The sequence below is a fragment of the Psychrobacter sp. NG25 genome, from assembly GCF_015234355.1.
Taxonomy (GTDB): domain Bacteria; phylum Pseudomonadota; class Gammaproteobacteria; order Pseudomonadales; family Moraxellaceae; genus Psychrobacter.
In genome coordinates this window covers 502,671-528,076 of sequence record NZ_JADGMV010000001.1, presented here as the reverse complement: position 1 = coordinate 528,076, position 25,406 = coordinate 502,671, and the positions used below count along the sequence as shown (strand labels likewise).

The following is a 25,406-nucleotide window of genomic DNA, read 5'->3' as shown; positions in this document are numbered from 1 at the left end:
GAGTGCCTATTGTGATATTACGCCGCTACATGACCCAACAAGTTGCCTCAACCACTGCTCTGGTATTGGGGTTTTTAGTGGTGATGATGCTTGGTGGTCGTTTGATACGTTACTTTGGCATTGCAGCAGAAGGTAATCTAGATGTCAGCTTATTATTTACCATCATTGGTTATAATTTGCCGTACTTTTTAGAGCTGATTCTACCTTTAGCGTTTTTTATCGCACTCATGCTAGTGTTTGGGCGCCTGTACGTCGATCAAGAAATGGCCGTCATCAATGCCAGTGGCGTCTCGCGCGGTAAGCTTGCCCGCTTGATAACGCCCTTGATATTGGCACTGTTCGTCGGTGAAGCTGCGCTCTCAATTGTCGGAAAACCGTGGGGTGTACGCTCTTCTGAGAGTGTTTGGCAGCAGCAAGCGTTGACCAGTGCTTTTGATTTGATACGTCCGAATGAATTTATCAGTAGTGGCAATTATCATTTGTATGTCGGCAGCTTGAGTGACGATAAAAAACAATTACAGAATGTGATACTTGTTCAGTCCGAACCTGAAGCAAAGGGTAGTGCTGCTAAGAAGACAGCGGTTGATACCAGTAATAGTATCGACCCAGAAACAGCAGAATCATTAGATATACCAGACCTGCCAGCCGCCGTTGTAAATGCTAATATCAGCAAAGACACCATCACACTCGCCAATCGTGCTGAACAAGTAGACACGGGAGATAGCGGCGTGACCCAGTTGGATTTATTCCAAGGTCGCCGTTATGAGGTTGGTGCAGGCAGTCTGAAATACAATCAAGTGGGCTTTGATCGTTACCGCATCACGTTGACTGAATCATCCAAAGAAGCGGTAACCGAAGACAATATCGAAACGCAAGCGATAGGTCCACTATGGCAAGCGGCGACTGGCAGCGGGCAAGTGGGTAATACCAGTGCACTACGAGCAGCACAAGGTGAGCTTGGATATCGTTTTGCTTTACCGTGGTTGATGATTATCGCGCCTATGCTAGCTGTGCCACTCGCGCAAGTACGTCCGCGTCAAGGTCGCTGGCTGCGTTTGTTCCCTTCTATTTTATTATTCGTCAGCTGCGCACTGGGTATTATTTCACTCAAAAATGCCGTAAGTAAAGGCAGTGTGAGTGTATGGGCTAATGCATGGCTGGTGCTTGGATTTATGGCACTAGCGCTTTATCTGAACTGGGGCAGCCGTGTGCAGCATCGATTACGCTTTCGCAAACAAGAGAATAAGCCACTAACGGTTATCGACAGTCAGAGCAATGGCTCACTAGGAGGACAACCTTAATGAGTGCTTTATTCTCTAAATCTCAGAATGCTAAGTCTCCAAACACTGGCTCTCAAAACCCTAAAGCTAAGTTTGCCAAAAGACCTGCCAATCTAAAAGTCCTTAGCCGCTACGTCAAACTCAATGCATTGCTCGCGATTATCGGCGCAGTTTTAGGTCTGTGGGCTTTGCAACTGGTATTCTCTTATTTGTCAGAGCTTGACTCACTAGATGACAGTTATACGATGGGTTCGGCGATTAAGTATATTTTTTATCGCTCGCCTTACTTTTTAGAGCAGTTTATTCCAACGGGTGCATTACTCGGTGCCGTAGTAGGCTTGGGCTTACTCGCTAACAAAAGCGAGCTGGTGGTGATGCGTGCTGCTGGTGTGAGTGTGTATCGCATCGTCGGCTGGGTACTACAGCCTGCAATGATTTTTGTGTTAATTGCACTGGCGATCAATCAGTTTGTCTTACCTTCTTCTAATCAGTTAGCAAAAGAGATCAATGATGCAGATAGCCGTTCGTTGGTCACATCAGTACGCGGCTATTGGACAGTGCAGCCCCGTTTTGATAGCGCAGAGGATGGTAGTACAACGCCTGATGGTAGCGACGTTCTGTATATTGATTATGCCGATGTGCAAGGTAATATCGGTGAGGTAAAGCGTTGGCATTTGGATAATAATGGTAGCTTACAAACGGCTGTTCATGCGGAAGATGGACAATATATCGGTCGCGAACCACTTGATACCACTACTGATGAGCCAAGCGAGCAGTATCGTTACGAGTGGCAGCTGAATAATATGACCAAACTGAATATCGGTCAGGGTTTTGATAGCAGTCAAGCCATCTCACCGTCAGATACTTTAAGCCTGCCGTTTGCCCCTGAGTCGGTGTATTTACTCACTCGTAAGGCAGAGGATTTATCTCTGACCCAATTGTATGAGCATCGTCAGTTTATGGGCCAACAAGGCACACGCTCCTTAAGTCATGAGCTGGCATTTTGGCAAAAGCTGCTATCGCCGTTGTCTATTCTGTCATTGGTGATCGTCGCCTGCTCATTCGTCTTTGGCTCACTGCGTACACATAGCTTGGGTTTGCGTATTGTGGTGGCGTTATTGTTTGGTTTGCTGTTTAGCTACGTGCAAGATTTGGTTGGTTTTGTCTCGCTCGCGACTGGGTTTTCGCCATTATTGATGGTGCTACTACCGATCATCGCTAGTGCGATATTGGGTGGCTATTTGCTCAAACGGCAGATGTAGCCAGATATCATTTGCCATAAAGAAGCACGCTAAAACACTATGTTTTAGCGGGCTTCTTATTTGTATCACTTTCAAAAATTTATACCATTCACAAAAATTAGAGTAGCAAGGAAAAAGAGCGCAAGCACTACGCATTGTAGGCTAAGCGATTTTGACACAGCTAATCGTATTTTTGGCGGTTGGTATTAGTCTTTGGTCGCCATGGTAATGGTGTATGTTTTACCTTGCTTGACCTTATCGCTATTGCCAAACACTTCGGTAAACGAGCGCTTCACAAATTGACGTAAGCCATTGATCGTAACGACATAAAAACGGCCGCCCTTACGCATGCGTGCATAAGCATCAAGGAAATACAGATAATGCTGCTCTTTACCCACTTTGGCTGGCAAGTTCGACATCACGAGACTAAAGTCTTTATCCTTTGCCACATGGTTAAAGCCATTTGATAAATGTACATCGACATTATTAAGACCGTTTTTCTCACAGTTACGGCGCGCATATTCTACTGCCATAAAGTCTTTATCAATTAAAGTGTGTAGACCATTTGGACATTCACGCGCTGCTGTCATACCAAGCACACCATAGCCACAGCCCAAATCTATCGAGTCATCGTCAGCTTCAAAGTCAATATAATCAAGCAGCATCAGGCTACCATCATCAAGCTTTTGCGGTGAAAAAATACCCCACGTGGTCGAAAAATCAAACGGCGAACCCAGTACATCTTGGCGAAAGTTAATGTCTTCGCGCCAGTGTTGGGCGTTTTTTAATAGGTCAGCAGGTGGTCTATGGCTCATGAGATTCTCAATTGATAAGTATGGTGAGTATTGTAGCGACAACCGAATAAAATTTCAGCTTACTTTTTGGTTTGCTTCTCTGTTTTAAAGGGATCAGAAAACTGCAATATCAAAAAACTAACAACGGATAAAATAATAGCGATTTCGTAGCGGTTATAAGCGACTGAGATGCCGATAGCACCAGTATTCCACAAACTTGCTGCTGTCGCTGTTCCTTTTACGCTGCCGCCACTTTTGAAAATGGCGCCGCCACCGATAAAGCCCATACCAGTAATAATACCGTACATGATACGTGCTTCGGCATCAACATCTGAATAAATATCTCTACCCACTAACATAAAAGCACAGGAGGCAATGGTCACTAGCGGAAAGGTCCTAAGTCCTGCACCACTGTCTTTCATTTCCCGATTAAGGGCAATGGGCAAAGATAATATAAAGGCAATACACAACTGAAAAAAATGATAGCCCATTAGTTGAAAGTCGATATCAAACCCAAACATAGCTCACCCCGCTATTCACAGACCAGTGGTTAATATCTATGATACATGGTTACAGCTCATTGAAAAGACATAGAAATTGCTTTAAAGATATCTGCAGTCTCGCCGTCATCATATAGAGGTATGTTTATGTGACCGAGATCACTTTAATATCACTTTCCTAACTGCTTCTTTAACACATAATCAAAAATAAACGGCCCCAAGGGTAAAAACGAGCCAAGCACACCAACAGGTAGCGCCCATAGCGGAATTTTTATTTTGCTCGCTGTGATGATCAGCACTATGATATAAGCAACGAATAGTATCCCATGCAATGGGCCGACATAGCTCACCGCTTCAGGCATACCCAGCATATATTTTAATGGCATGGCGATACCCAGCAACAGTAGAAAAGAGGTACCTTCTAAGTACCCCATAATAGTCAGTTTTTTGAGGGCAAAATTTTGCTTTTCGGTTAGAGCAGGTAGGGAAGGTGGTTGAGCTTGCAACACGGTTTAGTCCTCTAACGATCATCAATAAAAATTAAATTCTAGCCTCTCGGATGATGCTCAGCATGCAGTTTCTGCAATCTCGCTGTCGCCACATGGGTATAAATCTGCGTGGTTGATAAATCACTGTGCCCTAGCAATAATTGCACGCTACGTAAGTCTGCACCATGGTTCAGCAGGTGCGTAGCAAATGCGTGACGTAGTGTATGCGGCGATAGCTCTTTATCGATACTGGCGACTTTGGCGTATTTTTTAAGCAAATACCAAAAGTTCTGCCGCGTCATATAGCCACCTTGCGCGGTCAAAAACACTGCTTGGCAATTTCCTGACTTCAAATGCGCAATCAAATCACCACGAGCATGCGTTAGATAATCTTCTAGCGCATCTGCTGCGTATTCGCCGAGGGGCACCAGTCGAGTTTTATTACCTTTCCCCGTGATTTGTAGCCAGCCAGCGTTTAGATTCACTTGCTCTAATGAGAGATTAATCAACTCGCTCACACGCAGCCCGCAGGCATATAGCACCTCTAGCATGGCTTTATCACGCAGTCCTAGCGCAGTGCTGGTATCAGGCGAGGCGAGAAGATTATCGACATCTGCCTCGGCTAAGTCTTTTGGTAATGGACGACCTAGCTTTGGGCTTTTGATACGCTCGCAAGGATTGTCTTCACGCAGATTACTCGCAATCATCCACAGATAAAACTGACGCAAGCTTGAGAGCATGCGTGCTTGGGTACGTGGGGTTTTGCCTTCTTGAGTCAGGGTTGATAAGCAGTGCAGCACATCATCAGGCTGCCAGCGTGTCAGGGCAATAGGATTGGTCAGCTCGCAGGAGCGCAGGTCGCGGACATAAGCATTACGAGTACGCGTCGCTAAACCACGTGCCAGCATGGCTTGACGAAATTCAGTCATATAACTGGGTTCGTCATCTACTGCCAGCGCCTTAGGTTGGCGCTGTTGCACGGCACGATCACGGCTCATAATTTAATACTCGATGGTTGCATGTTAGATAAGCGTTAAACACCATAACGAAGTGACTTCAGCACTGCGTGCGACATGTAGAGGGTCGGTATCATCTTGGCTGCGACCATGCTTCGGTTTTGTATCGAGACGGTATTTCACTGCCAATCCAGCATCGGCAAACAAGTTTAATAACTCATCACGAGTACGCAGCTGCAGGTGCTCAGCTAAGTCCGACATTATCAACCAAAGCTCTCCGTGCTCAGCTAAGTGCTGTTTAGCGCCCTGCAACACCCCACGCAACATCGCGCTATTGGCATCATAGACGGCATATTCGAGCGGTGAGCTTGGCTTAGTAGGTAACCAAGGAGGATTGCAGACAATGAGGTTAGCGAGTGGCGCATCAGTTGGATACAAATCCGCTTGCTGTAACTGTACGTTAGATAACGTCAAACGCGCAAAGTTTTCGCTAGCACAGGCCAGAGAACGCGGATTTAAGTCAGTGGCAATCACTTGCGGAACACCGCGCTGCGCTAAGATAATGGCCAATAAACCCGTGCCAGTACCGATGTCATAGGCGACATCATGGATCGCTGGTAGCGGTGCATCGAGCAACAGTTGTACATACTCATGACGAGTTGGCGCAAACACACCATAATGCGGGAAAATCGATAACCCTAAGCTGTCTATTGGGACGCCTTTTTCGCGCCATCCTGCTGCGCCAAGTGCGCCTTGCATATCACGAAATGATAATACGCATGGCTCATCGATTGCACCAAAGGCTGCTGTACAGGCCGCACTGACATCAGGGGCGCGGCGTAGTTGGCTGACATAACTGGCATCAAGCTCTAGTAGCAAACGGCTCAATATGCGTGAGCGCTGGGCTTGCAATTGGCGCTGCTGATGAAATAAGTTGGGAATGCCTTTAACCTTTGCTGTGTTAGGTTTATTCGCCGCTTTCTTAACCTTACGCTGTTCAGAGCGCTCATTCGTGCGATCTATACGACGACCAAGTGCTTGTAGCAGTTGTCGTGCATTATGGAAGTCACCGCGCCATAGCAGTGATGTGCCTTCACAAGCTAAACGGTAAGCATCATCTGCGGTCGTTGTATCATCGACCAATACAATGCGTGCAGGTGGCATATGATTGCTTTCAGACAACCAAAGAGCATTACGTAGAGTTTCGTTTTCTTGCCATTGTACATATTGCTTTTCTGTTTGTAACACGTAGTAGCCTACCTTTTGTGAAAGATATATCTCGTACAAATCAAAGATATTTTTATATTGTTTGTTGCGCTGTTAATGTGTTGCTTTGATTAGAGCTTACTGCGGTAACTTGAGTGCATTTAAGCGCTTTTTTTCTTAATCAAATAGCGATAAAGCGTCACACTCATGGGTGCAGTATCATCACTATCGACCTTGATTTCATCAGGGTCAGTATCTAAGCTCACGTTCTCAGCCAGCGTTTCTTGAATTAATAGTTCGTGACCCAAATGACGACAAAAATTAGGAATATCGCGTGTGGTGGCAGGATCAGTCGCCAATATTTCAATCATTTCGCCACTGTCTGCTTTGCGAATGACTCGATGTAGCATCATCACAGGTTCAGGGCAAATAAGCCCCTGCGTGTCCAGATGATGGCTGATAGAAATATCTGTTATTGAAGTTGTCATAATTGTTTTAATAAACCTAAGAGATAAGTTTGATAATGGAGAGTTTGTTTACGCGTCTGTCAGGAGTCAGGAAGTGCTTTCTGAGTTTTCTACAATCTCTGTCTCTAGCGCTTCGTCAGTATCAGGCAAGTCAGCCACTTCTAAAAAGTTGAAAAAGCGCTTAAAGCTCACTTTGAATAAAAAAGCCACTCCTAACCAACAGGACAATCCTAACCATGCAGTATCAGCGAATAATAGCCCACCAATTAATATGATGGTCGATACGCCGATACTCATTGCAATCATAGAAGGTTGGTTCAAACGATAACGATAAACGACTAATGTGTCATAAAGCGTAATGGGAATTGTGAGCGCAACCAAGGCGTATGGCAAATTATAAAATAGCTGGTAAAGCAGCTGATTGCCATGAAAGGCTTTAATACTAGCAATGGTACCAAAGACCATAAACGCAAAGATAGCAGCATAAATGAGATAAATGGCTACTTGGTTTATCCGTTGTGCGCCTTTGATACGAGCAATGGCAAGCGGAGAAAAACCATGTTGCGATTTATTTTGCGTGGATTGGTCTGAAACAGTAGTCATAATAATCAGTCATTTATCCGTTTAGATGATATGGTCAATCCACTATATAGCAGAAATTATTGGCATAGGAGTGACAAGCTGGTTGCTAAGCTAATCTGCTTTGATTGCATCGATGGCAATACTACTATTCGGATCAGCAAAGTACGTCGACATCAGGATACATGCAGAAATATCATCAATAGGGTCACGCTCGTTTTTGATCCAGCCATTGTCCCAAGCGATTTCTCGTGCTGCAACTGATGTCAGGCGTTCATCACAGAGTGACACGACCACTGGCAGATGCTGCTCCATAACTCTATGCGCTAGGCGACGAGCGAATTTATGCGCACGCTTAGACAGCATCGAGCTGCTACCATCCATATTAAGCGGTAGGCCGACGACCACCTTTGACACGCCCCACACCTTGATAATACCGAGTAAATTATCCCAGTCAGGTTGACCATTATTCATCGCTAAGATATCAAAGGCACGCGCTGTCTCGGTAATGGTATTACCAAGTGCCATGCCCATTTTTTTGACGCCATAGTCTAAAGCTAAGACAAGATGTGGCTTAACGGTCGCTTCAGCAACGCCAGTATCAGTCTCTATTACATTGGTGCTATCTGTTGTAAGAGTGCTATCTACCATAGTAACGGATGTATCCTGTTTTAATTTTTTATTTCTGTATTCATGAAACATCTGAGGTTAAGCGTGACCGATGTCACTGCTTAGGTAATCAAAGTTGATCCCGATTTTATCAGCGGCTATTTGCCAGCGCTCTTCAAATGGTGTATCAAACAATAAGTTTAGATCTGCAGGGCAGACCAACCAATCACCATTATTCAATTCTTGATCCAGTTGTTTTTTGCCCCAGCTGGCATGACCCAAGCACAGCTGATAATGACCCACGCCTTGACCTGCAGCGATACGCTTAAGGATATCTTGACTGGTCGTGATGCAGACATTCTCTGAGATAGCAAAAGATGACGCCCATTCTGGCTGACCAGTATGCAGCACAAAGCCAACCTCAGGATACATAGGGCCGCCTTCTAATGCCAAATCTTCCATCACCTGTGGATCAGTAACCTCAATATCTAAATCTTCTAGTAGCTTACCCACATGTGATTGCTCTAATGGACGATTGATGACCAAGCCGAGTGCACCGTGCTTATCATGACGGCAGATATAGATTAGCGCCTGCTCAAACCTTGGGTCTGACAGCTCTGGCGCCGCGATTAAGAAATGATGAGTCAAATTGGTTTTAGACATAGAGACAAGCAAAACCTAATAATGAAGGTGAAAGACCACTATATGGCGATAGTGAGTAAAAAATCAACTAAAGCAAATATTTAGCCGTGATGTAGAGCTAATCATAAACCCAGAACGTTTATTTAACATCCGTTAATAAACTACGAGCATGGTCACGGGTAACGTCAGTAATAATCACACCACCGGACATACGTGCTAGCTCATCGACCTGTGCACTATCGGTCAATATCAACAGCTCGCTCTCAGTCTGCTCCTGATGGTGCTTCTGTACCAAGATATGCTGATGCGCTTGCGCCGCTACTTGTGCTTGGTGGGTAATGGCCAATAATTGCTGTGTACGGCCAAGCTCACGTAATAACTCGCCGACGACTTGCGCCGTGCCTCCACTGATACCGACATCGACTTCATCAAATACTAGCATTGGCTTGGCAGCGTTATTGTCCGCATTGGTTGCTTGTAATACTTGCATGACCAGTGCCATCCGCGACAGCTCACCACCTGATGCAATCTTATGCAGTGGTTGCATTGGCATGCCGACGTTGGCGCTGAATAACAGATCAATATCAAAACAACCTTGCGCACTATACTGGCTAGGATCTGCTTTTTTGGTAAAGACAAACTCACAGCGGGCATTGGGTAGGGCAAGTGGTTGTAGTTGCTTAATCAGTTGTTTACTGACAATCGGTGCAGCTTTAGTGCGCTCTTTATTTAACTGAGTGGCTAGTGTTAGATATTCTTGCCAAGCCTGTTCAATTTGTGCCGCCATTGCATCGCTACTGGGTTCGTTCTCTAATTGCTCTAATTGTGTTTCCCAGCCTTTTGCTTCCCCAATTAAATCACTGGCCGGCAAGCTATGCTTTCGTGATAAACGGTGCCCTAAGCTGATAAGACTATCTAATGTTTGCAAGCGTTCAGGATCAGGCAGTTGTTGCTCGGCATAATCTGATAATAGGCCAGTTACTTCAGTGATTTGCTGCTGTGCTAAATGTAGCTGCTCAGACGCTTGCTCAAAGGTTTGGCTGACACTCATTTGATTGTCACAGAGCTTGATGGCCTGTCCTAATAGGGTCATGACATCTGGCTCATCCGTATCATTATCGAGCAGATGTAAGCCGTGGCTAGCCTCTTGCATCAGTGCTTCTATATTAGACAGCTCTTCATGCTCTGCTTCGACCTCTGCATAATCGACGGCTAGTAATGGGGCAATGTCTGCTAGTTGGCTTTGTAAAAGTTGGATACGATCTTGACGCTGAGCTTCACGACTAGCGATATCATCAGCGCGGCGTTTGAGCTGCTGATAGATTTGATAGCTACTGGATGTTTGTAAGGCTAGAGGTGTGATTTTCGCCATCTCGTCCAACCATTTCACCACAAATTGTGGTTTAAGCAATGCTTGCTGAGCATGTTGACTATGGATATTGACCAATAATGTACCGAGACTTTTTAGCTCGGCCAAACTAACTGGCACACCATTTAACCATGCCTTTGAGCGGCCGTTATTACTTAGCTGACGGCGAATTAAGACTTCTGGCTCTTCTAGCGTTCTATCATTTTTAGCGAACCAGTCAGCAATGACATGGTTGTTTTCTACATCGAACTGCGCATAAATATCTGCATGTGCAGCACCATGTCTGACCATCGCCCTGTCTGCACGCTCACCCGCACACAATGATAGCGCATCAAGTAAGAGCGACTTGCCAGCTCCAGTCTCGCCAGTGATGACATTGAAGCCTTCAGCCACGCTCAGCTCATGCTGAGCGATCAACGCAAACTGATGTAAAGTTAATGATACTAGCATCAACGCCTCTCATGATAGATAGTGAGCTTCACTTATAAAATAGTAAAGCCATATCTAAAATAGGATAAATAAGGAAGTGAAATCGTTCAGGTACTAATACTAGGACGTGTCTTCATTTTAAAAATGGTGATAAAAGTGAGATAAATAGCCGTCAAACAAGAAAAATAGTGTAGAGAATATCGGGATATTAACCAGCTATTTGACGTAGTTTGGCAAGATTTAGCCATTTTTAGCCCATTTAGATAAATATCGAGTGAATTGAAGACACGCCCTAGCTAGATAACGATAATTAGCAAATATTATGGTGTTAAATGCGGTTAAATACAAATTTTAATAGCAATGAATACAATAAATTGAAGGAGAAATTTTATTAAAAAATTTGCAAAAGCCAATGGTTCATCGTTGTTATTCGATGACTAATATTAGCTATAAATTGAATAAGTTAATCAAATTCCAGTGATATATTAGCATTAAATGTCCAGCCGAAAAGACATTCTGAAATTGGCATCAGATAAAATTTTCCTAATCGCTTTAACAAACTTTATAGATATAATGTGGTAGCATAATCTAACATAATGATAAACTCTTACTGGTCAGCTTTTGTGCCTCATGTTACATGACAATGAGTCACAATACTTTCAAATTAAGCAGGTATAGTACTAAAGGTAAGAAGCTTAGCTATGATGTTATAGAGTAATGGAAAACACAAATCATAATCTATATTTTCTAAAATATACAATTTAAACAGTACTTTACCCAGTTACTTATTTTTTAGTTTTGCAATAATTATTTGATAAGGAAGCCACTATGACAGCGGCGCAATTTACTAATGTAACAGTCAATGCTCAAGCAACGATATCTTATGATGGTCGTTGTTCTAGCCACACTATTATGTTCGAAGATGGTCGACATAAGACATTGGGCGTTATTTTGCCTTGTGATAACTTGGTTGAGCATTATCACTTTAGCACCAATACCTCTGAGCGTATCGAAATCATTGGCGGTGAGTGTGAAGTCAAAACAAATGGTGAAGAAGAGTTCAGTTACTATCGTGCAGGTCAGTCATTCGTGGTTGAAGGCAATAGTGGTTTTAATTTACGTACCGAAGAAATTGTACAGTATGTTTGTCACCTAGAAGGCTAATTTGATTGGCAGGTTTTGATCGAAACCTGCCGCTTACAATCATAATTTAGTGGCTTATCATTTACCATGCCAAGCACTTCTCATTCAAAAGAAATAAACAATACTGCATTGGCATTGTTTATTTCTTTTTCAATTGTCACACCCTTTTATTGACAATGACTTGCTACAATCACCTCTCTATTATTTTTCTATTTTATCGCATTAGGCGTTCACCACCTTACAAACAATCACTTCATAACTAGTAGGCCTACTATGGCAAAACCTATTTACTTCTATGGTATTCATGCAATTGATGCCTTACTCGAACATCGTCCTCTTGATGGGCTTAGCTTGTTTGTACAGCAAGGCCGCGAGACTGATAGCCATGTACAAGCGATTATGGCACAGGCAAGCGCCAATGGTATAAGCATCCAGCCAACGCAAAAAGACAATCTTACGCAGTTATGTGGTAGTCCTCAACATCAAGGCGTCGTGCTAAATGCTCGTCCATTAGGCTTTGCTAACGAAGGGTTGCTGGATACTATTGTTGGACGTGATCAGTGCTTGCTGTTAGTCTTAGATCAAATCACCGATGCGCATAATTTTGGCGCTTGCTTGCGTACTGCTGTGGCGATGGGCGTGGATGCTGTGGTTTGTCCAAAGCATCATGCGGCAAGCCTAACACCAACGGTTGCTAAAGTATCTGTTGGCGCAGCTGAGATGATGCCGATTATCAGTGTAACTAATCTGGCTCGCACACTGTCACAAATAAAAAGTGCAGGTGTTTTTGTCTTTGGGACTGCGCTCAATGCGGATGCCAAGCCCATACATGCGGCTGACTTAACGGGTAAGACAGCCATTATTATGGGTTCAGAAGGGGAAGGGATGCGTCGTCTGACTATGGAGAGCTGCGATGAGCTGGTTTATATTCCGATGTCAGGGAATGAGTATGGCAACTTACAGAGTTTAAATGTGAGTGTTGCCACTGGTATGGCGTTATACGAAGTTAATCGGCAGCGAACTTTAGCTGCTGGGCCAGTATAAGGTATTCTTGATGTAGTGGTTCTAATTGCGAGTATAGGTCTGCAAGATTACTTTCATTTAGTACCACATCATCAGCATGACGGTTGCGCTCTTCGCGGCTCAACTGATTGACCATAATGGCTTTAATCTTTTGCACGTTTTGCTCATCACGCTGACTGGCACGTGCAAGCTGCGTATCTTCAGTAGCATCCATTACTAAAACGCGCTGGCATAAATTGGCAAGCCCTGCTTCTGCAGCTTCGATGAGTAGCGGTGCTGACAACACTATATAAGGTGTAGTACTAGCCGCTAACTGAGCTTTTGCTGTCTCGCGTATCGCGGGATGAGTGATTGCTTCTAACTCAATTAATGCATCAGGGTGTGTGAATACGTGCGTTCTTACGGCCGCTCGATCCATTGATCCATCACCATTCAATACCCAATCACCAAATTTCTTCTGAATTTTACGCAAGGTTGAGCTGCCCTTGGCGACGATTTCATGGGCAATGAAATCGGCATCTATAATATCAATACCTTGCTCAGCGAACCAAGCACTAGCAGCAGACTTCCCACTACCGATACCACCCGTCAAACCGACTACTAGCGTCTTACTTGTAGTTTGTGGGCTTTGTGATTGATGTGAGTAGGGTGAAGAAGCGTTTGTGTGTTTTGACATAATGATGACTTATCTGATTGGTATGCTAATAGTAGCAGTTGCCAATTGAAAAATATAGCTTTCAAGTATGAAAGTTAAAGGCTGACGGTTTGCTGTCACAACCTATTTTTATTGTCATAAACTATTAAGGGTACATGCCAAGATACCAGCTGACAATCTCTGAGCCATATAATAAAGCTACGATACCTGCAATAGCGATGTAAGGACCAAAGGCGAACGGTTTACTCTCACCTTGCTTTTTCATTAGGATAATCCCAACGATTGATCCTAACAACGAAGATAATAGAATAATCAATGGCAACATCATAGGTCCGAGCCAAGCTCCTAATACTGCTAAGAGCTTAAAGTCTCCTTGTCCCATACCATTTTTTTTAGTGATAAGAAAAAATATCTTAACCACTACCCATAATGATAAAAAGCCAAGCAATAAACCCCAAATTGACTGAGTTGGTGAGACAAACCAGCCTTGTGAGTTCACGGCTAGTCCTAAACCTGCTAAAGGAAAGGTTAAGCGATCTGGTAGTAACTGAGTATCAAAATCGATTCCTGTTAAGGCAATGAGCGTCCATACTAACAGTAACGCTGACAATCCAGCGGCACTAACCCCAAATTGATAAATCACTAACACGGATAGTAATGCAGTAACCAATTCAACGATAGGATAACGCAGACCGATAGAAGTCTTGCAGTCTGAGCAATGTCCGCGTAGTACCAACCAGCTAATCAAGGGTATATTTTCATACCACTTAATTTTATGGCTACAATGAGGGCAGCGTGAGGCAGGGCGACTCAACGTAATAGGTTGGTCAGCGGCTACAATGTTTTTTAGAGGTAGAGTATGTTCATGTGGCAAGTCTACTTGATCAGACATAAATTGGCTGCATTCTTGTCTCCAACTCTGAAGCATCATTAGCGGAATACGGTGAATCACCACATTCAAAAAGCTGCCAACGCAAAGACCTAATAGACCAAATACGACTAAAGCTATAGTCGTATTATCTTGTAGTAACTGTATAAATTGCATGAAATAGCAGTCCCTTAATTCGCTTTTAACCTACCACTGCGCCCATTTGGAAGATTGGCAAGTACATAGCAATCACCAAACCGCCGATTAACACCCCTAGGACCGACATAATTAGAGGCTCCATTAGGCTGGTTAACCCATCAACCGCATTATCAACTTCGTTTTCGTAATAGACGGCTACTTTGTCGAGCATTTCTTCTAAACTACCAGACTCTTCGCCGATACCAACCATTTGAATGGCTAAGCTTGGAAAAAGATTGGTTGAACGTATCGAAAATTGTAATTGTTGACCAGTAGATACGTCATTTTTGATTTGCTGAGTGGCGTTATAAAAGACAACATTATTGGTAGCACCGGCAGTAGAATCTAGAGCATCAATAAGCGGCACACCTGCAGCAAAAGTAGTCGATAATGTACGTGAAAAACGCGCAATAATTGCCTGATAAGCAATGTTGCCAAAGATTGGTGCTTTTAACGTGGCACGATCTAAAAAATCACGGAATTTTTTAGATCGTTTTTTGGCCTCTGAGAAACTAATGATTGTACCACCAATAATGATGATTAAAGCGAACCACCATGCTTGCATCCACTCAGACATGGCAACCACCATTTGCGTGAATGCAGGCAGTTCCGCACCAAAAGATTCAAATAATCCAGAAAATACGGGTACTACTTTAACTAGCAAAATAATAGTAACAATAATAGCAACCACAATAACGGCAATCGGATATTTCATGGCTTTTTTGATTTTTGCTTTGAGTAACTCGCTTTTTTCTTTATAGGTCGCAACTCGTTCAAGCATAGTTTCAAGGGAACCTGACTGTTCACCCGAGTCGACCAAGGAACAAAATAGGTCATCAAAGTAGCGCGGATGGTTACGCAGTGCAGAGGCAAAAGTACCACCCGCTTCGATATCAGATTTTATTTGTAAGACCAGTTCTTTCATACTGGGGTTATCAAGTGAGTCTGCGACAATCTCAAAAGATTGTGTCAGTGGTACACCTGCTTTCATCATTGTTGCTAACTGCCGAGCAAAAATGGCAATATCGATAGGTTTAATAGATTTTTTGAAGGTATAGAGAGGTTTAGGCTTTTTCTTGATGCCTTTGACAGAGATGCCTTGTTTACGTAAGGTCGCTTTTGCAAGCTCCAAACTACGACTAGTCGTTTCCCCTTTCACTTTTTGTCCGCGCCGGTTCACCCCGTCATAGACAAAGTCTAACAGCATGTCGGTCTTCGCTTTTGCCATGATACTACCCTCAAATATTGTCTAATATAGATATTGCAAAGATGTACAACGATGCCTGACTCACTATTCAAAAGCGGCATACTTTATTTTAACGCAAAAAACCAGTATATATCTGTTTTATATTTAAGTATATCTGGTAGGTAATATTGCTGGTTTATAAAAGTCTTGGCTAATGAATCCAAAACTTATAATAACTAGGATATTTATGTGCTAAAGATAGCTACTCTGAGGTAACACGCATCATTTCTTGAATACTGGTTACGCCTTGTAGTACCTTCAAAATACCAGAGCGGCGCAGGTCTCGAAAACCATTTTTAAGAGCGGCATCTTTTATGTCTATCGCATTGCCATCTTCCATGATAATTCGTGAAATATCTGGGCTAACTTTCATTACCTCATAAACACCCACACGGCCTTTGTAACCTTCACGGCATTCATTACAGCCAACTGGCTCATAAATGACGCTATCCGGATTGTCTAAATCTGCATCAGTAAAACCGAGTTCGAGCAGGCTTTGCCGTGGAATATTGATAGGTTTTTTACAGTTTTTACATAAGCGGCGTGCTAATCGCTGGGCGATGACGAGGTTGACTGAGGTCGCGATATTAAATGAAGCCACACCCATGTTACGCAAACGCGTTAATGTCTCCGGTGCTGAGTTAGTGTGCAGGGTTGAGAGCACCATATGGCCCGTTTGTGCTGCTTTAATTGCAATCTCAGCCGTTTCAAGGTCACGAATTTCACCAACCATCACAATATCGGGATCTTGGCGTAGAAAAGATTTAAGTGCATTGGCAAAAGTTAAGCCTACTTTAGGGTTGACGTTGACCTGATTGATGCCTTCTAGGTTAATCTCGACGGGATCTTCAGCAGTGGAGATGTTGGTCGCCCCAGTATTTAAAATATTAATACCTGTATAAAGAGAGACCGTTTTACCAGAGCCAGTTGGCCCCGTTATAAGTAGCATGCCTTGCGGTTTGTTCAGTGCTTCCAAAAACATCTCTTTTTGGTCGGGTTCATAACCTAAAGCCTCAATACCAAGCATGGCAGATGAGGGATCTAAAATACGTAAGACGATTTTTTCGCCAAATAAGGTCGGTAAAGAGTTTACTCGAAAATCAATCGCCTTGTTTTTAGACAGTTTCAGTTTAATACGTCCGTCTTGCGGTATACGTCGCTCTGAGATGTCCATTTGCGACATCACTTTTAAGCGTGCTGCAATCTTACCCGCTAGCTGCACGGGAGGGTTGGCCATACTTTGCATCACACCATCGACACGAAATCGCACACGATATGTCTTCTCATATGGCTCAAAATGTAAGTCGGAGGCACCCATACGAATCGCGTCAACCAGCATTTTATTGACAAACTTTACAACAGGCGCTTCATCCACACTATCAGTAAGCTTGGTTTCTCCTTCACTTTCGTCATCTTCACCATCGTCAAATCCAACGTTCAAATCACTGTCATTGAAGCTATCAAAGCTTTGCATGGTATCAGCGTAAAGGCTTTCAATACGCTTTTTTAGCTTATCTTCTTCAACGACGATGGTTTCAATAGACAGCCGAGAATTAAAAGCAATGGCATCGATAGCATCAACGCGAGTGGGATCACTCAACGCGACAAATAATCGTTGACCTCTTTTAAATAATGGCAGCGCATTAAATTTACGAACGATTTTTTCGTCTACTAAATCTTTTGGAACGACATCGTTATTTAATGCATCAAGGTCGAAGAGAGGGTCGCCAAATGCTTGTGACAGCATCTTAGCAAGATGATAAGCATCCGCTAGTTTGTGCTCTACTAAATAAGATACTAACCCTATTTGTTGCTGTTGCGACTCAGACTGTGCGGTTTTCATGTTTGCTTCGCTAACAATACCTTCGCTGATTAGCTGATGTGCTAAACCACCATACTTATTAGATGTGATAGACATTACGACCTCTCCTTGATACCAAGTATTCTGTATATTTGCCTGAAATTTAGATACTATTTATAGTCTTTGATAGACACATTTTATCAGTCATCATTACCCCTTGGGCTGTTGCTAATGAAAATTGATGAAAAGGTGTTTTTGTAAGAGGTTTAATAGATAGTTGTCTTTAATAGTGTATGTCACCATCGGCTCAATACATCAGGTGACTATTCATAGTCTTTTACATGTAGATACAATAGTATAGAACTTTACTTTAGTTTAAAAACTTTATATAGACTATTAAGCGACTAGCCCGTAAAAAAACATCACTTATAATAGTGGCATTTTAGTATTTGCTTTAATAGCCTGTTTCTTTGTGGATAGCGGGATACTATAGCACTTGGGAATTATTTGTTATACTGGCGCGCATATTAGCCGAATTGGCAGGAATACATGAGACAGGGTAGATGAGTATGAAAGCTTGGGTAATAGGTAATTGGAAACAGAATCCAGCCGCGAGTCAAGAAGTCGATACGTTGTTAGAAAGCTTATTGACAGCAATAGATGATGGGGCAAAGGCTGGTACTGAGCTTTCAAATAGTCATTGCAACTTAATGGTGGCACCGAGCTGTATCCACTTAGCAGCTGTCAGTACTCGTTTAAAAGGTACGTCTATATTGTGTGCTGCACAAAACATTAGTGCTCATAGTGCGAGTACGGGTGCCTATACAGGTGATTGCTCTGCGCAGCAAGTGGCTGACACAGGTGCCATGTGGACATTACTTGGTCATTCTGAGCGTCGCCAGTATCATCAAGAGTCTAATGAGTGCTTATTGCAAAAAATGACTCATGCATTAATGCAAGACCTAGGTGTGGTACTTTGTATCGGTGAAACCCAAACGCAATATGATGCAAATCAAACACTAGAAGTAATCGATGGCCAATTATCCGTCATCAAAGACTTATTGGTTCAACAACCAGATATAGCTGCTTCATTATCTGATCGTCTGATCATTGCTTACGAGCCTGTCTGGGCAATTGGTACGGGTAAAATACCGACCGTGACGGAGGTCAGTAAAACCCATCAGCATATAAAGCAGACAGTGGCAGGTTTTACGGATAGTTTGAATGAAATGACTGTTTTATATGGCGGTAGTGTCAATGCCGATAATGCGGATAGCTTTGCTGCCGACTCTATGATCAATGGTGCATTGGTTGGCGGTGCTTCATTAAAGGCAGAGAGTTTTTTGGCGATTGCCAATGCATTTAGTCGTGCTAGCACCTAGACCTTAATGTAGCCTTTATATATAAAGCTCACTATCTGTATATAAAGTGTCTTTATCAGTTGGAAAAAGTAGGTTTAACAGTGCCCTTGCAATCGTGTACAATGCGCCTTATTTATATAATCGATTTGGCGTGATTATACGTCCTACTAAACTTAAGATTTATTTACCGTTATCAGTCGTCATTATGCGGCAAAAGAGGCCACCATGTTTACGTTTATATTAGCCCTGCACATTATTGTGGCGATTGCCATGATCGGCTTGATTTTGATACAGCATGGTAAAGGGGCAGACGCAGGAGCTTCTTTTGGTGCTGGCTCGTCAGGTACCGTATTTGGTGCAGCGGGCACTGCCAACTTTTTGACGCGCGCTACCGCTGTGTTGACGGTGATATTTTTTATCACTAGTATGACGCTTGCTGTTCATGCCCGTAAGCAAGCTGAAGATCAGTTTCGTCTAGATGCGCCCGTTTCAGTACCACAAACACCGCGTCCTTTGACTCAAGATCCTCAGTAAGTATCTTTTAAACATGCAGCCCTTGCTATTTTGATGCGTTAGATTTACAATGCGTTTCTGTTTTCAGAAGTACCACTCTATGGATGCCTACCTTAAGCATCTTTTATAGTAGACTGGATATGATGGAGCAGAGTAGTAAAATGCGATTGTGGTGGAATGGTAGACACGCCATCTTGAGGGGGTGGTGGCGCAAGCTGTGGGGGTTCAAGTCCCCCCAATCGCACCAAGTTTTATTACGCAGCACAGCGTAAGGTTATGTTTTATAGTCATCAATTGTTTTATTTGAAATTATTTTAAAATAAACGTTGACACTTCTATCAAACTTACCTATAATGTGCGTTCTAGATTGATGCGGGGTGGAGCAGTCTGGTAGCTCGTCGGGCTCATAACCCGAAGGTCGTTGGTTCAAATCCAGCCCCCGCTACCACTTTTTATACTGATGTTTTGTACACTAAATTTGTCAGTAGCGATTAGCCCACCATTATGCTTGTGGGTTTTTTTGTATCTGGCTGTCAGCATTATCGCGGTCTTTATCCTACTTATGTTAAGCTCTAGCTCTATAGAGTACGATAACATCTACTGTAGCTTGTCGTGACTCACCGTTATTAGAGTGATGCTCCTTAAGCACACTATCTTTATACTCCTCACTCTTTTATCGATAGTATTGCTTTATGAATAATAAAAGCATTGTCTGGTTGAGCTTGATGTTTTTTATGCTCATCCCTATATAAAGGCATAGCGCATAAACAATATGCTTGTGATTTAAAACAATATTATGACCGTGTCTCCTACTATATAAGTGCATACTACTAATAAGTAAGAGATGAATGAAAAATTCAATACGGTTTACTAAGTATGATAGATACGCGAATAGGAAAAGATAAATAGATTATGAAGCTTTCGACCAAAGTTACAGAACTGACCAACATTATTGCCCCTGCCGTCGCTGCTTGCGATGTGGCACTCTGGGGTATCGAGTTTGCACCACAAGGTAACCGTTCATTGTTGCGTATTTATATTGAGGCATTGCCAGAAGAGCAAGCCCAAGATAAACAAGTAACAATTGAAAACTGTGCTGCAGTAAATCATCAGGTAAGCGGTATTCTTGAGGTTCATGACCCGATTGCCGGTGAGTTTATCTTAGAAGTCTCTTCACCAGGTTTTGATCGCGCATTCTTCTCAGATGAGCAGATGCATGGTTATGTTGGTCAAACCGTCAGCTTACGTTTGATACAAGCGATTGGTGAAGGTGATCAAAAGCGTCGTAAAGCGACAGGTACTTTAGACAGTATCGACGCAACCTCGCTAAAATTGACATCAAGTGATGGTCAGCAGTTTGAGATTGCACTGAGTAATATAGACAAAGCCAATTTGATTTACGAAGACGCTTAATCAGCTAGAGTGTTCATCTTATGAATGTATCTAGTTTGATCTAATGAGCAGCTTATTATAAATCAAGATTTGAATCTCCAAATAGCCTTATAGCTAATGGTGAAAATATAATATCAGTACATAAATTATAAAATTTAAGTCAATTAAAAAATGATAGGACAGGTATAGCATGAGTCGTGAAATCTTAACGGTAGTAGAAACTGTCAGTAATGAAAAGGGCTTAAATCCTGAAGATATCTTTGAAGCGATTGAAGACGCTTTAGTGGTATCTACCAAGAAAAAAGTATACACCGAACAGCCAGAAGTGGAGGTACGGGTTGCCATCGATCGTGCAACGGGCGATTATGATACTTATCGTTATTGGACAGTGGTTGCAGATGAAGACCATGAAATGCCTGCATGTCAGCTAGCCATTACCGATCTTGATCAAGAAGAATGGTCAATCGGCGATATAAAAGAAGAGCAGATTGAATCGATTGAATTCGGTCGTATTGCTGCCACGCAAGCCAAACAGGTCATTATCCAAAAAATCCGTGAAGCTGAGCGCGCGTTAGTCGCTGATGCTTTTGAGCCACGTATTGGTGAAATGATGTATGGCGAAGTCAAAAAACAGACTCGCGATGGCTATATCATCGATTTGGGCGACAATGCCGAAGGTTACTTGTCACGCGATCAGATGTTGCCACGTGAGCAGCTACGTGCCAAATCACGTATCAACGCTATTTTATATCATGTAAACCGTGAAAACCGCGGTGCACAGTTATTACTCTCTCGTACTCATCCTGAAATGCTTTCAGCATTGATGCAAAAAGAAGTACCTGAGATTGCTGAACAAATTATTGAAATTCGCAACGTCGCGCGTTTGCCAGGTACTCGTGCTAAAATAGCAGTGAAGACCAATGATCATCGTATCGACCCTGTAGGTGCTTGTATCGGTATGCGTGGTACGCGTATCCAAGCAGTACAGCAAGAGCTTGATGGTGAGCGTATTGATGTGGTGGTTTGGTCAGATGATCCTGCCCAGTTTATCATCAGCTCTTTAGAGCCAGCTGACGTTAGCAGCATTATTTTAGATGAAGATACTCAGACTGCTGATATCATCTTTAGCACCAACGATCAGTTAGCACGTGCTATTGGCTCACAAGGCCAAAACGTACGTTTGGCATCTGAATTGACGGGCTATAAGCTTAATATGATGCTAGAAGAAGAGTATCAGCAACGTCAACAAAACGAATCTAAAGCGTTTATCGAATTATTCTATGAACGCCTAGAAGTGGATAAAGACTTAGCCCAAGCGCTTGTCGATATCGGCTTTACCAGTATTGAAGAAGTGGCTTACGTACCAGTTGAAACCTTTTATGATATCGAAGGTCTAGACGATGACGCGATTGAGATGATTCAAGAGCGTGCTAAAGAAGTGGTCATTGCTGATGAACTGGTCAAACAACAGAACATGAAAGAGCCAAGTCAAGAGCTACAAGAGCTTGAAGGTATGACAGTTAGTTGGGCTTATAAAATGGCACAGCAAGACATCATTACCGTTGATGATTTGGCAGAACAAGCAGTCTTCGATCTCGAAGATATCGAAGGTTTAGACTCTGAAACCGCAGGAAAACTCATCATGAAAGCTCGGGAATCTTGGTTCAATGAATAAGCGGTAACTGCATATCGCTGTCTTTTGGTGATATGCTATCGATAATAAAGTGCTGGTATGACTGCAACATAAATACTAGCCTTACCCCAATCATTTGTAGCCAACAACTGAATTGAACATATAGCAAATAATAGACAGTAGGTGATAATAAATGGCAGATAAGACCGTCAAAGAACTGGCAGATATGGTAGGCAAAACTGCAAGTGCTGTAAAACAGCAATTAGTAGATGCTGGACTACCTGCTCGTGCAGAGGATGACCTAGTCTCAGAAGTTGAGCAAGAGAAGTTGGTGACGTATTTAAAGCAAAGTCATGGTCAGCAAGAGAAGCGTCGTATTAGTCTCAAGTCTAAAACGACTAGCACCGCGCGCGTGACTGGCTCTTCAGGTAAATCTAAGAGCGTCAATGTTGAAGTGCGTAAAAAGAAAGTATTCGAAAAGCCTGATCCAGAAAAAATGGCTGAAGAATTGGCTGCGCGTGAGCAAGCGATGATTGAGTCGCAAGAACGTGCTGCTAAGGACGCTGAAGAGCGTGCTGCTACTAAGAAAAAATCTGAAGAACGTCAAGCAGCAACCTTAGCTGCGATGCGTGCAAGCTTAGGTTCTAGCAAAAAATCTGATGACAAGAACGACGATATTTCAACGTCAGTTGTTGTTAAGAAAGGCGGAAAAACGACTGTTGAAGTCAAGCCTAAAGAACAACCGAAGAAAAAAGTCGCTGCTACGAAACCAAAAGTTGAAACAGCAGTAGAGCGTAAAGCTCGTGAAGCACGTGAAAAAGAAGAAGCACGTTTACGTGAAATCGAAACAGAAACACGCCGTGTTCAAGCTGAAGAAGCGCAAAAGCGCACACTTGAGCAAATGCGTAAAATGGCTGGTAAATATACGGATCAGCCTGCTGCTGAAGTTCGTAAAGATGAGCCATTGGCTGAAGGTCTAGTCGGTGATGCATTAGAAGAATCATTTGAAAAAGAACGTCGCGAAATCAAGCGCGGTGCAAGCAGCACTGGTGCTCGTGGTCGTCGTCGTAAGAATCAAGATGAGCGTGAGATCAAAAACCGTAAAAACGGTTTGCGCTCAACGCAAGCATCACAGCATAAATTTGAAAAACCTGTTGAAAAAATTGTTTATGACGTTGAGATCAGTGAGCAAATTACAGTAGCTGATCTTGCTCAGCGTATGGCAGTTAAAGCTCGCGAAGTGACCAAACTGCTTATGAAAATGGGTGAGATGGCTCGTGAGTCAGACACTATTGACCAAGCGACAGCAAGTTTACTTGTTGAAGAAATGGGTCACAACCCAGTTCCAGTCAGTGATACTAAAGTTGAAGATGACTTACAGTATGCGGTTGATGAACGTAGTAGCAATGTGCAAACGCGTCCACCAGTCGTAACCATCATGGGTCACGTTGACCATGGTAAAACGTCACTATTAGATAAAATTCGTGAAACGAAAGTTGCGAATGGTGAAGCTGGTGGTATTACACAGCATATCGGTGCTTACCATGTAAAAACCGAGCGCGGTGTTATTACCTTCCTTGACACACCAGGTCACGCAGCCTTTAGTGCTATGCGTTCACGTGGTGCTCAAGCGACTGATATTGTTGTACTTGTTGTTGCAGCTGACGATGGTATGATGCCTCAAACGGCAGAAGCCATTGATCATGCACGTGCTGCTGGTACGCCGATCATTGTTGCTATCAACAAAATGGATAAGCCAGGCGCTGATCCTGACCGCGTTCTTAATGAATTGACGACGAAAGAAGTCGTATCAGAAGAATGGGGTGGTGATACACCAATGGCACGTATCTCAGCCAAAACAGGCGAAGGTATCGATAACTTGTTAGAGTTTATTAGCTTACAAGCTGAGCTAATGGAACTAGAAGCACCTGTAGATGGCGCTGCACAGGGTGTCGTTATTGAATCAAGACTTGAAAAAGGTCGTGGTCCTGTTGTGAGTGTCCTAGTTAAAAAAGGTACATTGAAGCAAGGCGACTTGGTTCTAGCTGGTGAGCATTATGGTAAAGTCCGTGCGCTAACAGATGAGCATGGTCAACGTATCCAATCAGCCGGTCCTTCTATCCCTGTAGAGATTTTAGGTCTGCCTGAAACGCCAGCCGCTGGTAGTGAATTCTTAGTTGTCACTGATGAGAAAAAAGCTCGTGAAGTTGCTGATTTTAGAACCAACCGTGAGCGTGAGCGTCAACTTGAGCGTCAAAACGCCATGCGTCTTGAAAGCATGTTTGATCAGATGGAACAAGGCGATGTGTCATTCTTGAATATCGTCTTGAAAACTGATGTTCGTGGTTCACTTGAAGCATTGCTTTCTGCACTAAATGAGTTGTCAACTGACGAAGTTAAAGTCAGAGTGATTAGCTCAGGCGTTGGTCCTATCTCTGAGTCTGACGTAACACTTGCAGAGTCTAGCGAAGCAGTATTACTAGGTTTCAACGTTCGTGCGGATGCTACTGCACGTCGTAAATCAGATTCTGCCAACATGGATATTCGCTACTATAGTGTCATTTATGGCTTGATCGACGATGTAAAAGCAGCAATGAGCGGTATGTTGGCTCCTGAACATCGTGAGAAAATCCTTGGTGTTGCAGATGTTCGCGAAGTATTCCGCTCTAGTAAGTTCGGTGCGGCTGCTGGTTGTATGGTGGTTGAAGGTACAATCTATCGCAACAAACCTATCCGCGTATTGCGCGCTGACCAAGTTATCTTTACTGGTCAATTGCAATCATTGCGTCGTTACAAAGAAGACGTCAATGAAGTACGTACTGGTATGGAATGTGGCCTAGCGGTACGTGGTTACGATGTCGAAGCTGGTGATAAGATCGAAGTCTTTGAAATCCAAGAGTTCGCACGTACTATCTAAAGTCACTGTTCGATATAAAGGTTTCTAATAATGCAATACGCTTAATCCGCTGCGCATATTAGTATACCCTTCATATCTAGCTGTACTTAGGCCTAA

The 25,406-nt window shown here is 43.1% G+C and carries 23 protein-coding genes and 2 tRNA genes; 11 read left to right on the top strand and 14 right to left on the bottom strand.

The features are described from left to right. Positions 1-29: 29 nt before the first annotated feature. Positions 30-1,301: an LPS export ABC transporter permease LptF gene (gene lptF / locus IPZ60_RS02205; protein ID WP_194196226.1), complete on the top strand. Its 1,272-nt coding sequence runs from the start codon at positions 30-32 to the stop codon at positions 1,299-1,301. Then, positions 1,301-2,542 (top strand): LPS export ABC transporter permease LptG, encoded by a 1,242-nt coding sequence (gene lptG, locus IPZ60_RS02200; protein WP_194196225.1) that lies wholly within the window; start codon positions 1,301-1,303, stop codon positions 2,540-2,542. Before lptF ends, lptG begins: the two co-directional genes overlap by 1 nt. A 185-nt stretch (positions 2,543-2,727) precedes the next feature. Here the strand turns inward: lptG and IPZ60_RS02195 are convergent, their stop codons facing one another. The 10 genes from IPZ60_RS02195 to recN form a co-directional block, all read right to left on the bottom strand. After that, on the bottom strand, positions 2,728-3,336 hold the full coding sequence (locus IPZ60_RS02195) for a class I SAM-dependent methyltransferase (protein WP_194196224.1): 609 nt from the start codon (positions 3,334-3,336) through the stop codon (positions 2,728-2,730). Between the two features lie 59 nt (positions 3,337-3,395). Continuing rightward, positions 3,396-3,836: an MgtC/SapB family protein gene (locus IPZ60_RS02190; RefSeq protein ID WP_194196223.1), complete on the bottom strand. Its 441-nt coding sequence runs from the start codon at positions 3,834-3,836 to the stop codon at positions 3,396-3,398. 149 nt (positions 3,837-3,985) lie between these two features. Beyond that, entirely contained in the window at positions 3,986-4,324 is a 339-nt protein-coding gene (locus tag IPZ60_RS02185; RefSeq protein ID WP_320108707.1) for a DUF3817 domain-containing protein, read from the bottom strand. 38 nt (positions 4,325-4,362) lie between these two features. Then, the gene (xerD, locus tag IPZ60_RS02180) at positions 4,363-5,301 is read right to left on the bottom strand and encodes a site-specific tyrosine recombinase XerD (protein ID WP_194196222.1); all 939 of its coding nucleotides are present in this window, start codon (positions 5,299-5,301) and stop codon (positions 4,363-4,365) included. A 24-nt stretch (positions 5,302-5,325) separates the two neighbouring features. After that, positions 5,326-6,507: a methyltransferase gene (locus tag IPZ60_RS02175; RefSeq protein ID WP_194196221.1), complete on the bottom strand. Its 1,182-nt coding sequence runs from the start codon at positions 6,505-6,507 to the stop codon at positions 5,326-5,328. Positions 6,508-6,626: 119 nt separating this feature from the next. Beyond that, positions 6,627-6,953, bottom strand: a complete 327-nt coding sequence (gene tusA / locus IPZ60_RS02170) for a sulfurtransferase TusA (protein ID WP_194196220.1) — start codon at positions 6,951-6,953, stop codon at positions 6,627-6,629. A 66-nt stretch (positions 6,954-7,019) separates the two neighbouring features. Continuing rightward, complete coding sequence (locus IPZ60_RS02165) at positions 7,020-7,535, bottom strand: hypothetical protein (RefSeq protein WP_194196219.1); 516 nt, start codon at positions 7,533-7,535, stop codon at positions 7,020-7,022. A gap of 90 nt (positions 7,536-7,625) precedes the next feature. Beyond that, entirely contained in the window at positions 7,626-8,162 is a 537-nt protein-coding gene (gene ruvX, locus IPZ60_RS02160) for a Holliday junction resolvase RuvX (protein ID WP_194196218.1), read from the bottom strand. A 57-nt stretch (positions 8,163-8,219) separates the two neighbouring features. Next, positions 8,220-8,783, bottom strand: coding sequence for a YqgE/AlgH family protein (locus tag IPZ60_RS02155; protein ID WP_194196217.1), 564 nt, complete (start codon positions 8,781-8,783; stop codon positions 8,220-8,222). Between the two features lie 118 nt (positions 8,784-8,901). After that, positions 8,902-10,581 (bottom strand): DNA repair protein RecN, encoded by a 1,680-nt coding sequence (recN, locus tag IPZ60_RS02150; RefSeq protein WP_194196216.1) that lies wholly within the window; start codon positions 10,579-10,581, stop codon positions 8,902-8,904. A gap of 807 nt (positions 10,582-11,388) precedes the next feature. Here recN and IPZ60_RS02145 point away from each other — a divergent pair. Together IPZ60_RS02145 and rlmB are read left to right on the top strand one after the other, a co-directional pair. Then, complete coding sequence (locus IPZ60_RS02145) at positions 11,389-11,724, top strand: pyrimidine/purine nucleoside phosphorylase (protein WP_110922080.1); 336 nt, start codon at positions 11,389-11,391, stop codon at positions 11,722-11,724. Positions 11,725-11,976: 252 nt separating this feature from the next. Beyond that, positions 11,977-12,747 carry a 23S rRNA (guanosine(2251)-2'-O)-methyltransferase RlmB gene (gene rlmB / locus IPZ60_RS02140; protein ID WP_194196215.1) on the top strand — a complete coding sequence of 257 codons (771 nt, stop codon included), beginning with the start codon at positions 11,977-11,979 and terminating at the stop codon, positions 12,745-12,747. On the opposite strand, the gene coaE is transcribed toward rlmB, so the two are convergent. The 4 genes from coaE to pilB all read right to left on the bottom strand — a co-directional run bounded on the left by coaE (position 12,710) and on the right by pilB (position 17,611). After that, entirely contained in the window at positions 12,710-13,402 is a 693-nt protein-coding gene (coaE, locus tag IPZ60_RS02135; RefSeq protein WP_194196214.1) for a dephospho-CoA kinase, read from the bottom strand. The genes rlmB and coaE overlap by 38 nt on opposite strands. A 124-nt stretch (positions 13,403-13,526) precedes the next feature. Continuing rightward, on the bottom strand, positions 13,527-14,426 hold the full coding sequence (locus tag IPZ60_RS02130; protein WP_194196213.1) for an A24 family peptidase: 900 nt from the start codon (positions 14,424-14,426) through the stop codon (positions 13,527-13,529). A 25-nt stretch (positions 14,427-14,451) separates the two neighbouring features. Then, a complete protein-coding gene (locus tag IPZ60_RS02125; RefSeq protein ID WP_194196212.1) occupies positions 14,452-15,675 on the bottom strand; it encodes a type II secretion system F family protein in 1,224 nt (407 codons plus the stop codon). 220 nt (positions 15,676-15,895) lie between these two features. Then, positions 15,896-17,611, bottom strand: a complete 1,716-nt coding sequence (gene pilB / locus IPZ60_RS02120; RefSeq protein WP_194196211.1) for a type IV-A pilus assembly ATPase PilB — start codon at positions 17,609-17,611, stop codon at positions 15,896-15,898. 452 nt (positions 17,612-18,063) lie between these two features. Here pilB and tpiA point away from each other — a divergent pair, with 452 nt between their 5' ends. The 7 genes from tpiA (at position 18,064) to infB (ending at position 25,310) form a co-directional block, all read left to right on the top strand. After that, positions 18,064-18,876: a triose-phosphate isomerase gene (gene tpiA, locus IPZ60_RS02115; RefSeq protein ID WP_194196210.1), complete on the top strand. Its 813-nt coding sequence runs from the start codon at positions 18,064-18,066 to the stop codon at positions 18,874-18,876. A 204-nt stretch (positions 18,877-19,080) separates the two neighbouring features. Continuing rightward, positions 19,081-19,389, top strand: a complete 309-nt coding sequence (secG, locus tag IPZ60_RS02110; RefSeq protein ID WP_110922073.1) for a preprotein translocase subunit SecG — start codon at positions 19,081-19,083, stop codon at positions 19,387-19,389. Positions 19,390-19,531: 142 nt separating this feature from the next. After that, positions 19,532-19,615: transfer RNA gene (locus IPZ60_RS02105), tRNA-Leu, on the top strand. Between the two features lie 124 nt (positions 19,616-19,739). Beyond that, a tRNA-Met gene (locus IPZ60_RS02100) sits at positions 19,740-19,816 on the top strand. A gap of 464 nt (positions 19,817-20,280) precedes the next feature. After that, a complete protein-coding gene (gene rimP, locus IPZ60_RS02095; protein WP_110922072.1) occupies positions 20,281-20,781 on the top strand; it encodes a ribosome maturation factor RimP in 501 nt (166 codons plus the stop codon). 169 nt (positions 20,782-20,950) lie between these two features. Next, positions 20,951-22,435, top strand: coding sequence for a transcription termination factor NusA (gene nusA, locus IPZ60_RS02090; RefSeq protein WP_110922071.1), 1,485 nt, complete (start codon positions 20,951-20,953; stop codon positions 22,433-22,435). Between the two features lie 151 nt (positions 22,436-22,586). Next, positions 22,587-25,310, top strand: coding sequence for a translation initiation factor IF-2 (gene infB, locus IPZ60_RS02085; RefSeq protein ID WP_194196209.1), 2,724 nt, complete (start codon positions 22,587-22,589; stop codon positions 25,308-25,310). Positions 25,311-25,406: the final 96 nt, after the last annotated feature.

What these genes read in the sequence shown, in the direction of transcription:
- lptF (WP_194196226.1), top strand. Translation starts at nt 30, where the DNA reads ATGACCCAACAAGTTGCCTCAACCACTGCTCTGGTATTGGGGTTTTTA.
- lptG (WP_194196225.1), top strand. Translation starts at nt 1,301, where the DNA reads ATGAGTGCTTTATTCTCTAAATCTCAGAATGCTAAGTCTCCAAACACT.
- IPZ60_RS02195 (WP_194196224.1), bottom strand. Translation starts at nt 3,336, where the DNA reads ATGAGCCATAGACCACCTGCTGACCTATTAAAAAACGCCCAACACTGG.
- IPZ60_RS02190 (WP_194196223.1), bottom strand. Translation starts at nt 3,836, where the DNA reads ATGTTTGGGTTTGATATCGACTTTCAACTAATGGGCTATCATTTTTTT.
- xerD (WP_194196222.1), bottom strand. Translation starts at nt 5,301, where the DNA reads ATGAGCCGTGATCGTGCCGTGCAACAGCGCCAACCTAAGGCGCTGGCA.
- tusA (WP_194196220.1), bottom strand. Translation starts at nt 6,953, where the DNA reads ATGACAACTTCAATAACAGATATTTCTATCAGCCATCATCTGGACACG.
- IPZ60_RS02165 (WP_194196219.1), bottom strand. Translation starts at nt 7,535, where the DNA reads ATGACTACTGTTTCAGACCAATCCACGCAAAATAAATCGCAACATGGT.
- ruvX (WP_194196218.1), bottom strand. Translation starts at nt 8,162, where the DNA reads ATGGTAGATAGCACTCTTACAACAGATAGCACCAATGTAATAGAGACT.
- IPZ60_RS02155 (WP_194196217.1), bottom strand. Translation starts at nt 8,783, where the DNA reads ATGTCTAAAACCAATTTGACTCATCATTTCTTAATCGCGGCGCCAGAG.
- recN (WP_194196216.1), bottom strand. Translation starts at nt 10,581, where the DNA reads ATGCTAGTATCATTAACTTTACATCAGTTTGCGTTGATCGCTCAGCAT.
- IPZ60_RS02145 (WP_110922080.1), top strand. Translation starts at nt 11,389, where the DNA reads ATGACAGCGGCGCAATTTACTAATGTAACAGTCAATGCTCAAGCAACG.
- rlmB (WP_194196215.1), top strand. Translation starts at nt 11,977, where the DNA reads ATGGCAAAACCTATTTACTTCTATGGTATTCATGCAATTGATGCCTTA.
- coaE (WP_194196214.1), bottom strand. Translation starts at nt 13,402, where the DNA reads ATGTCAAAACACACAAACGCTTCTTCACCCTACTCACATCAATCACAA.
- IPZ60_RS02130 (WP_194196213.1), bottom strand. Translation starts at nt 14,426, where the DNA reads ATGCAATTTATACAGTTACTACAAGATAATACGACTATAGCTTTAGTC.
- IPZ60_RS02125 (WP_194196212.1), bottom strand. Translation starts at nt 15,675, where the DNA reads ATGGCAAAAGCGAAGACCGACATGCTGTTAGACTTTGTCTATGACGGG.
- pilB (WP_194196211.1), bottom strand. Translation starts at nt 17,611, where the DNA reads ATGTCTATCACATCTAATAAGTATGGTGGTTTAGCACATCAGCTAATC.
- tpiA (WP_194196210.1), top strand. Translation starts at nt 18,064, where the DNA reads ATGAAAGCTTGGGTAATAGGTAATTGGAAACAGAATCCAGCCGCGAGT.
- secG (WP_110922073.1), top strand. Translation starts at nt 19,081, where the DNA reads ATGTTTACGTTTATATTAGCCCTGCACATTATTGTGGCGATTGCCATG.
- rimP (WP_110922072.1), top strand. Translation starts at nt 20,281, where the DNA reads ATGAAGCTTTCGACCAAAGTTACAGAACTGACCAACATTATTGCCCCT.
- nusA (WP_110922071.1), top strand. Translation starts at nt 20,951, where the DNA reads ATGAGTCGTGAAATCTTAACGGTAGTAGAAACTGTCAGTAATGAAAAG.
- infB (WP_194196209.1), top strand. Translation starts at nt 22,587, where the DNA reads ATGGCAGATAAGACCGTCAAAGAACTGGCAGATATGGTAGGCAAAACT.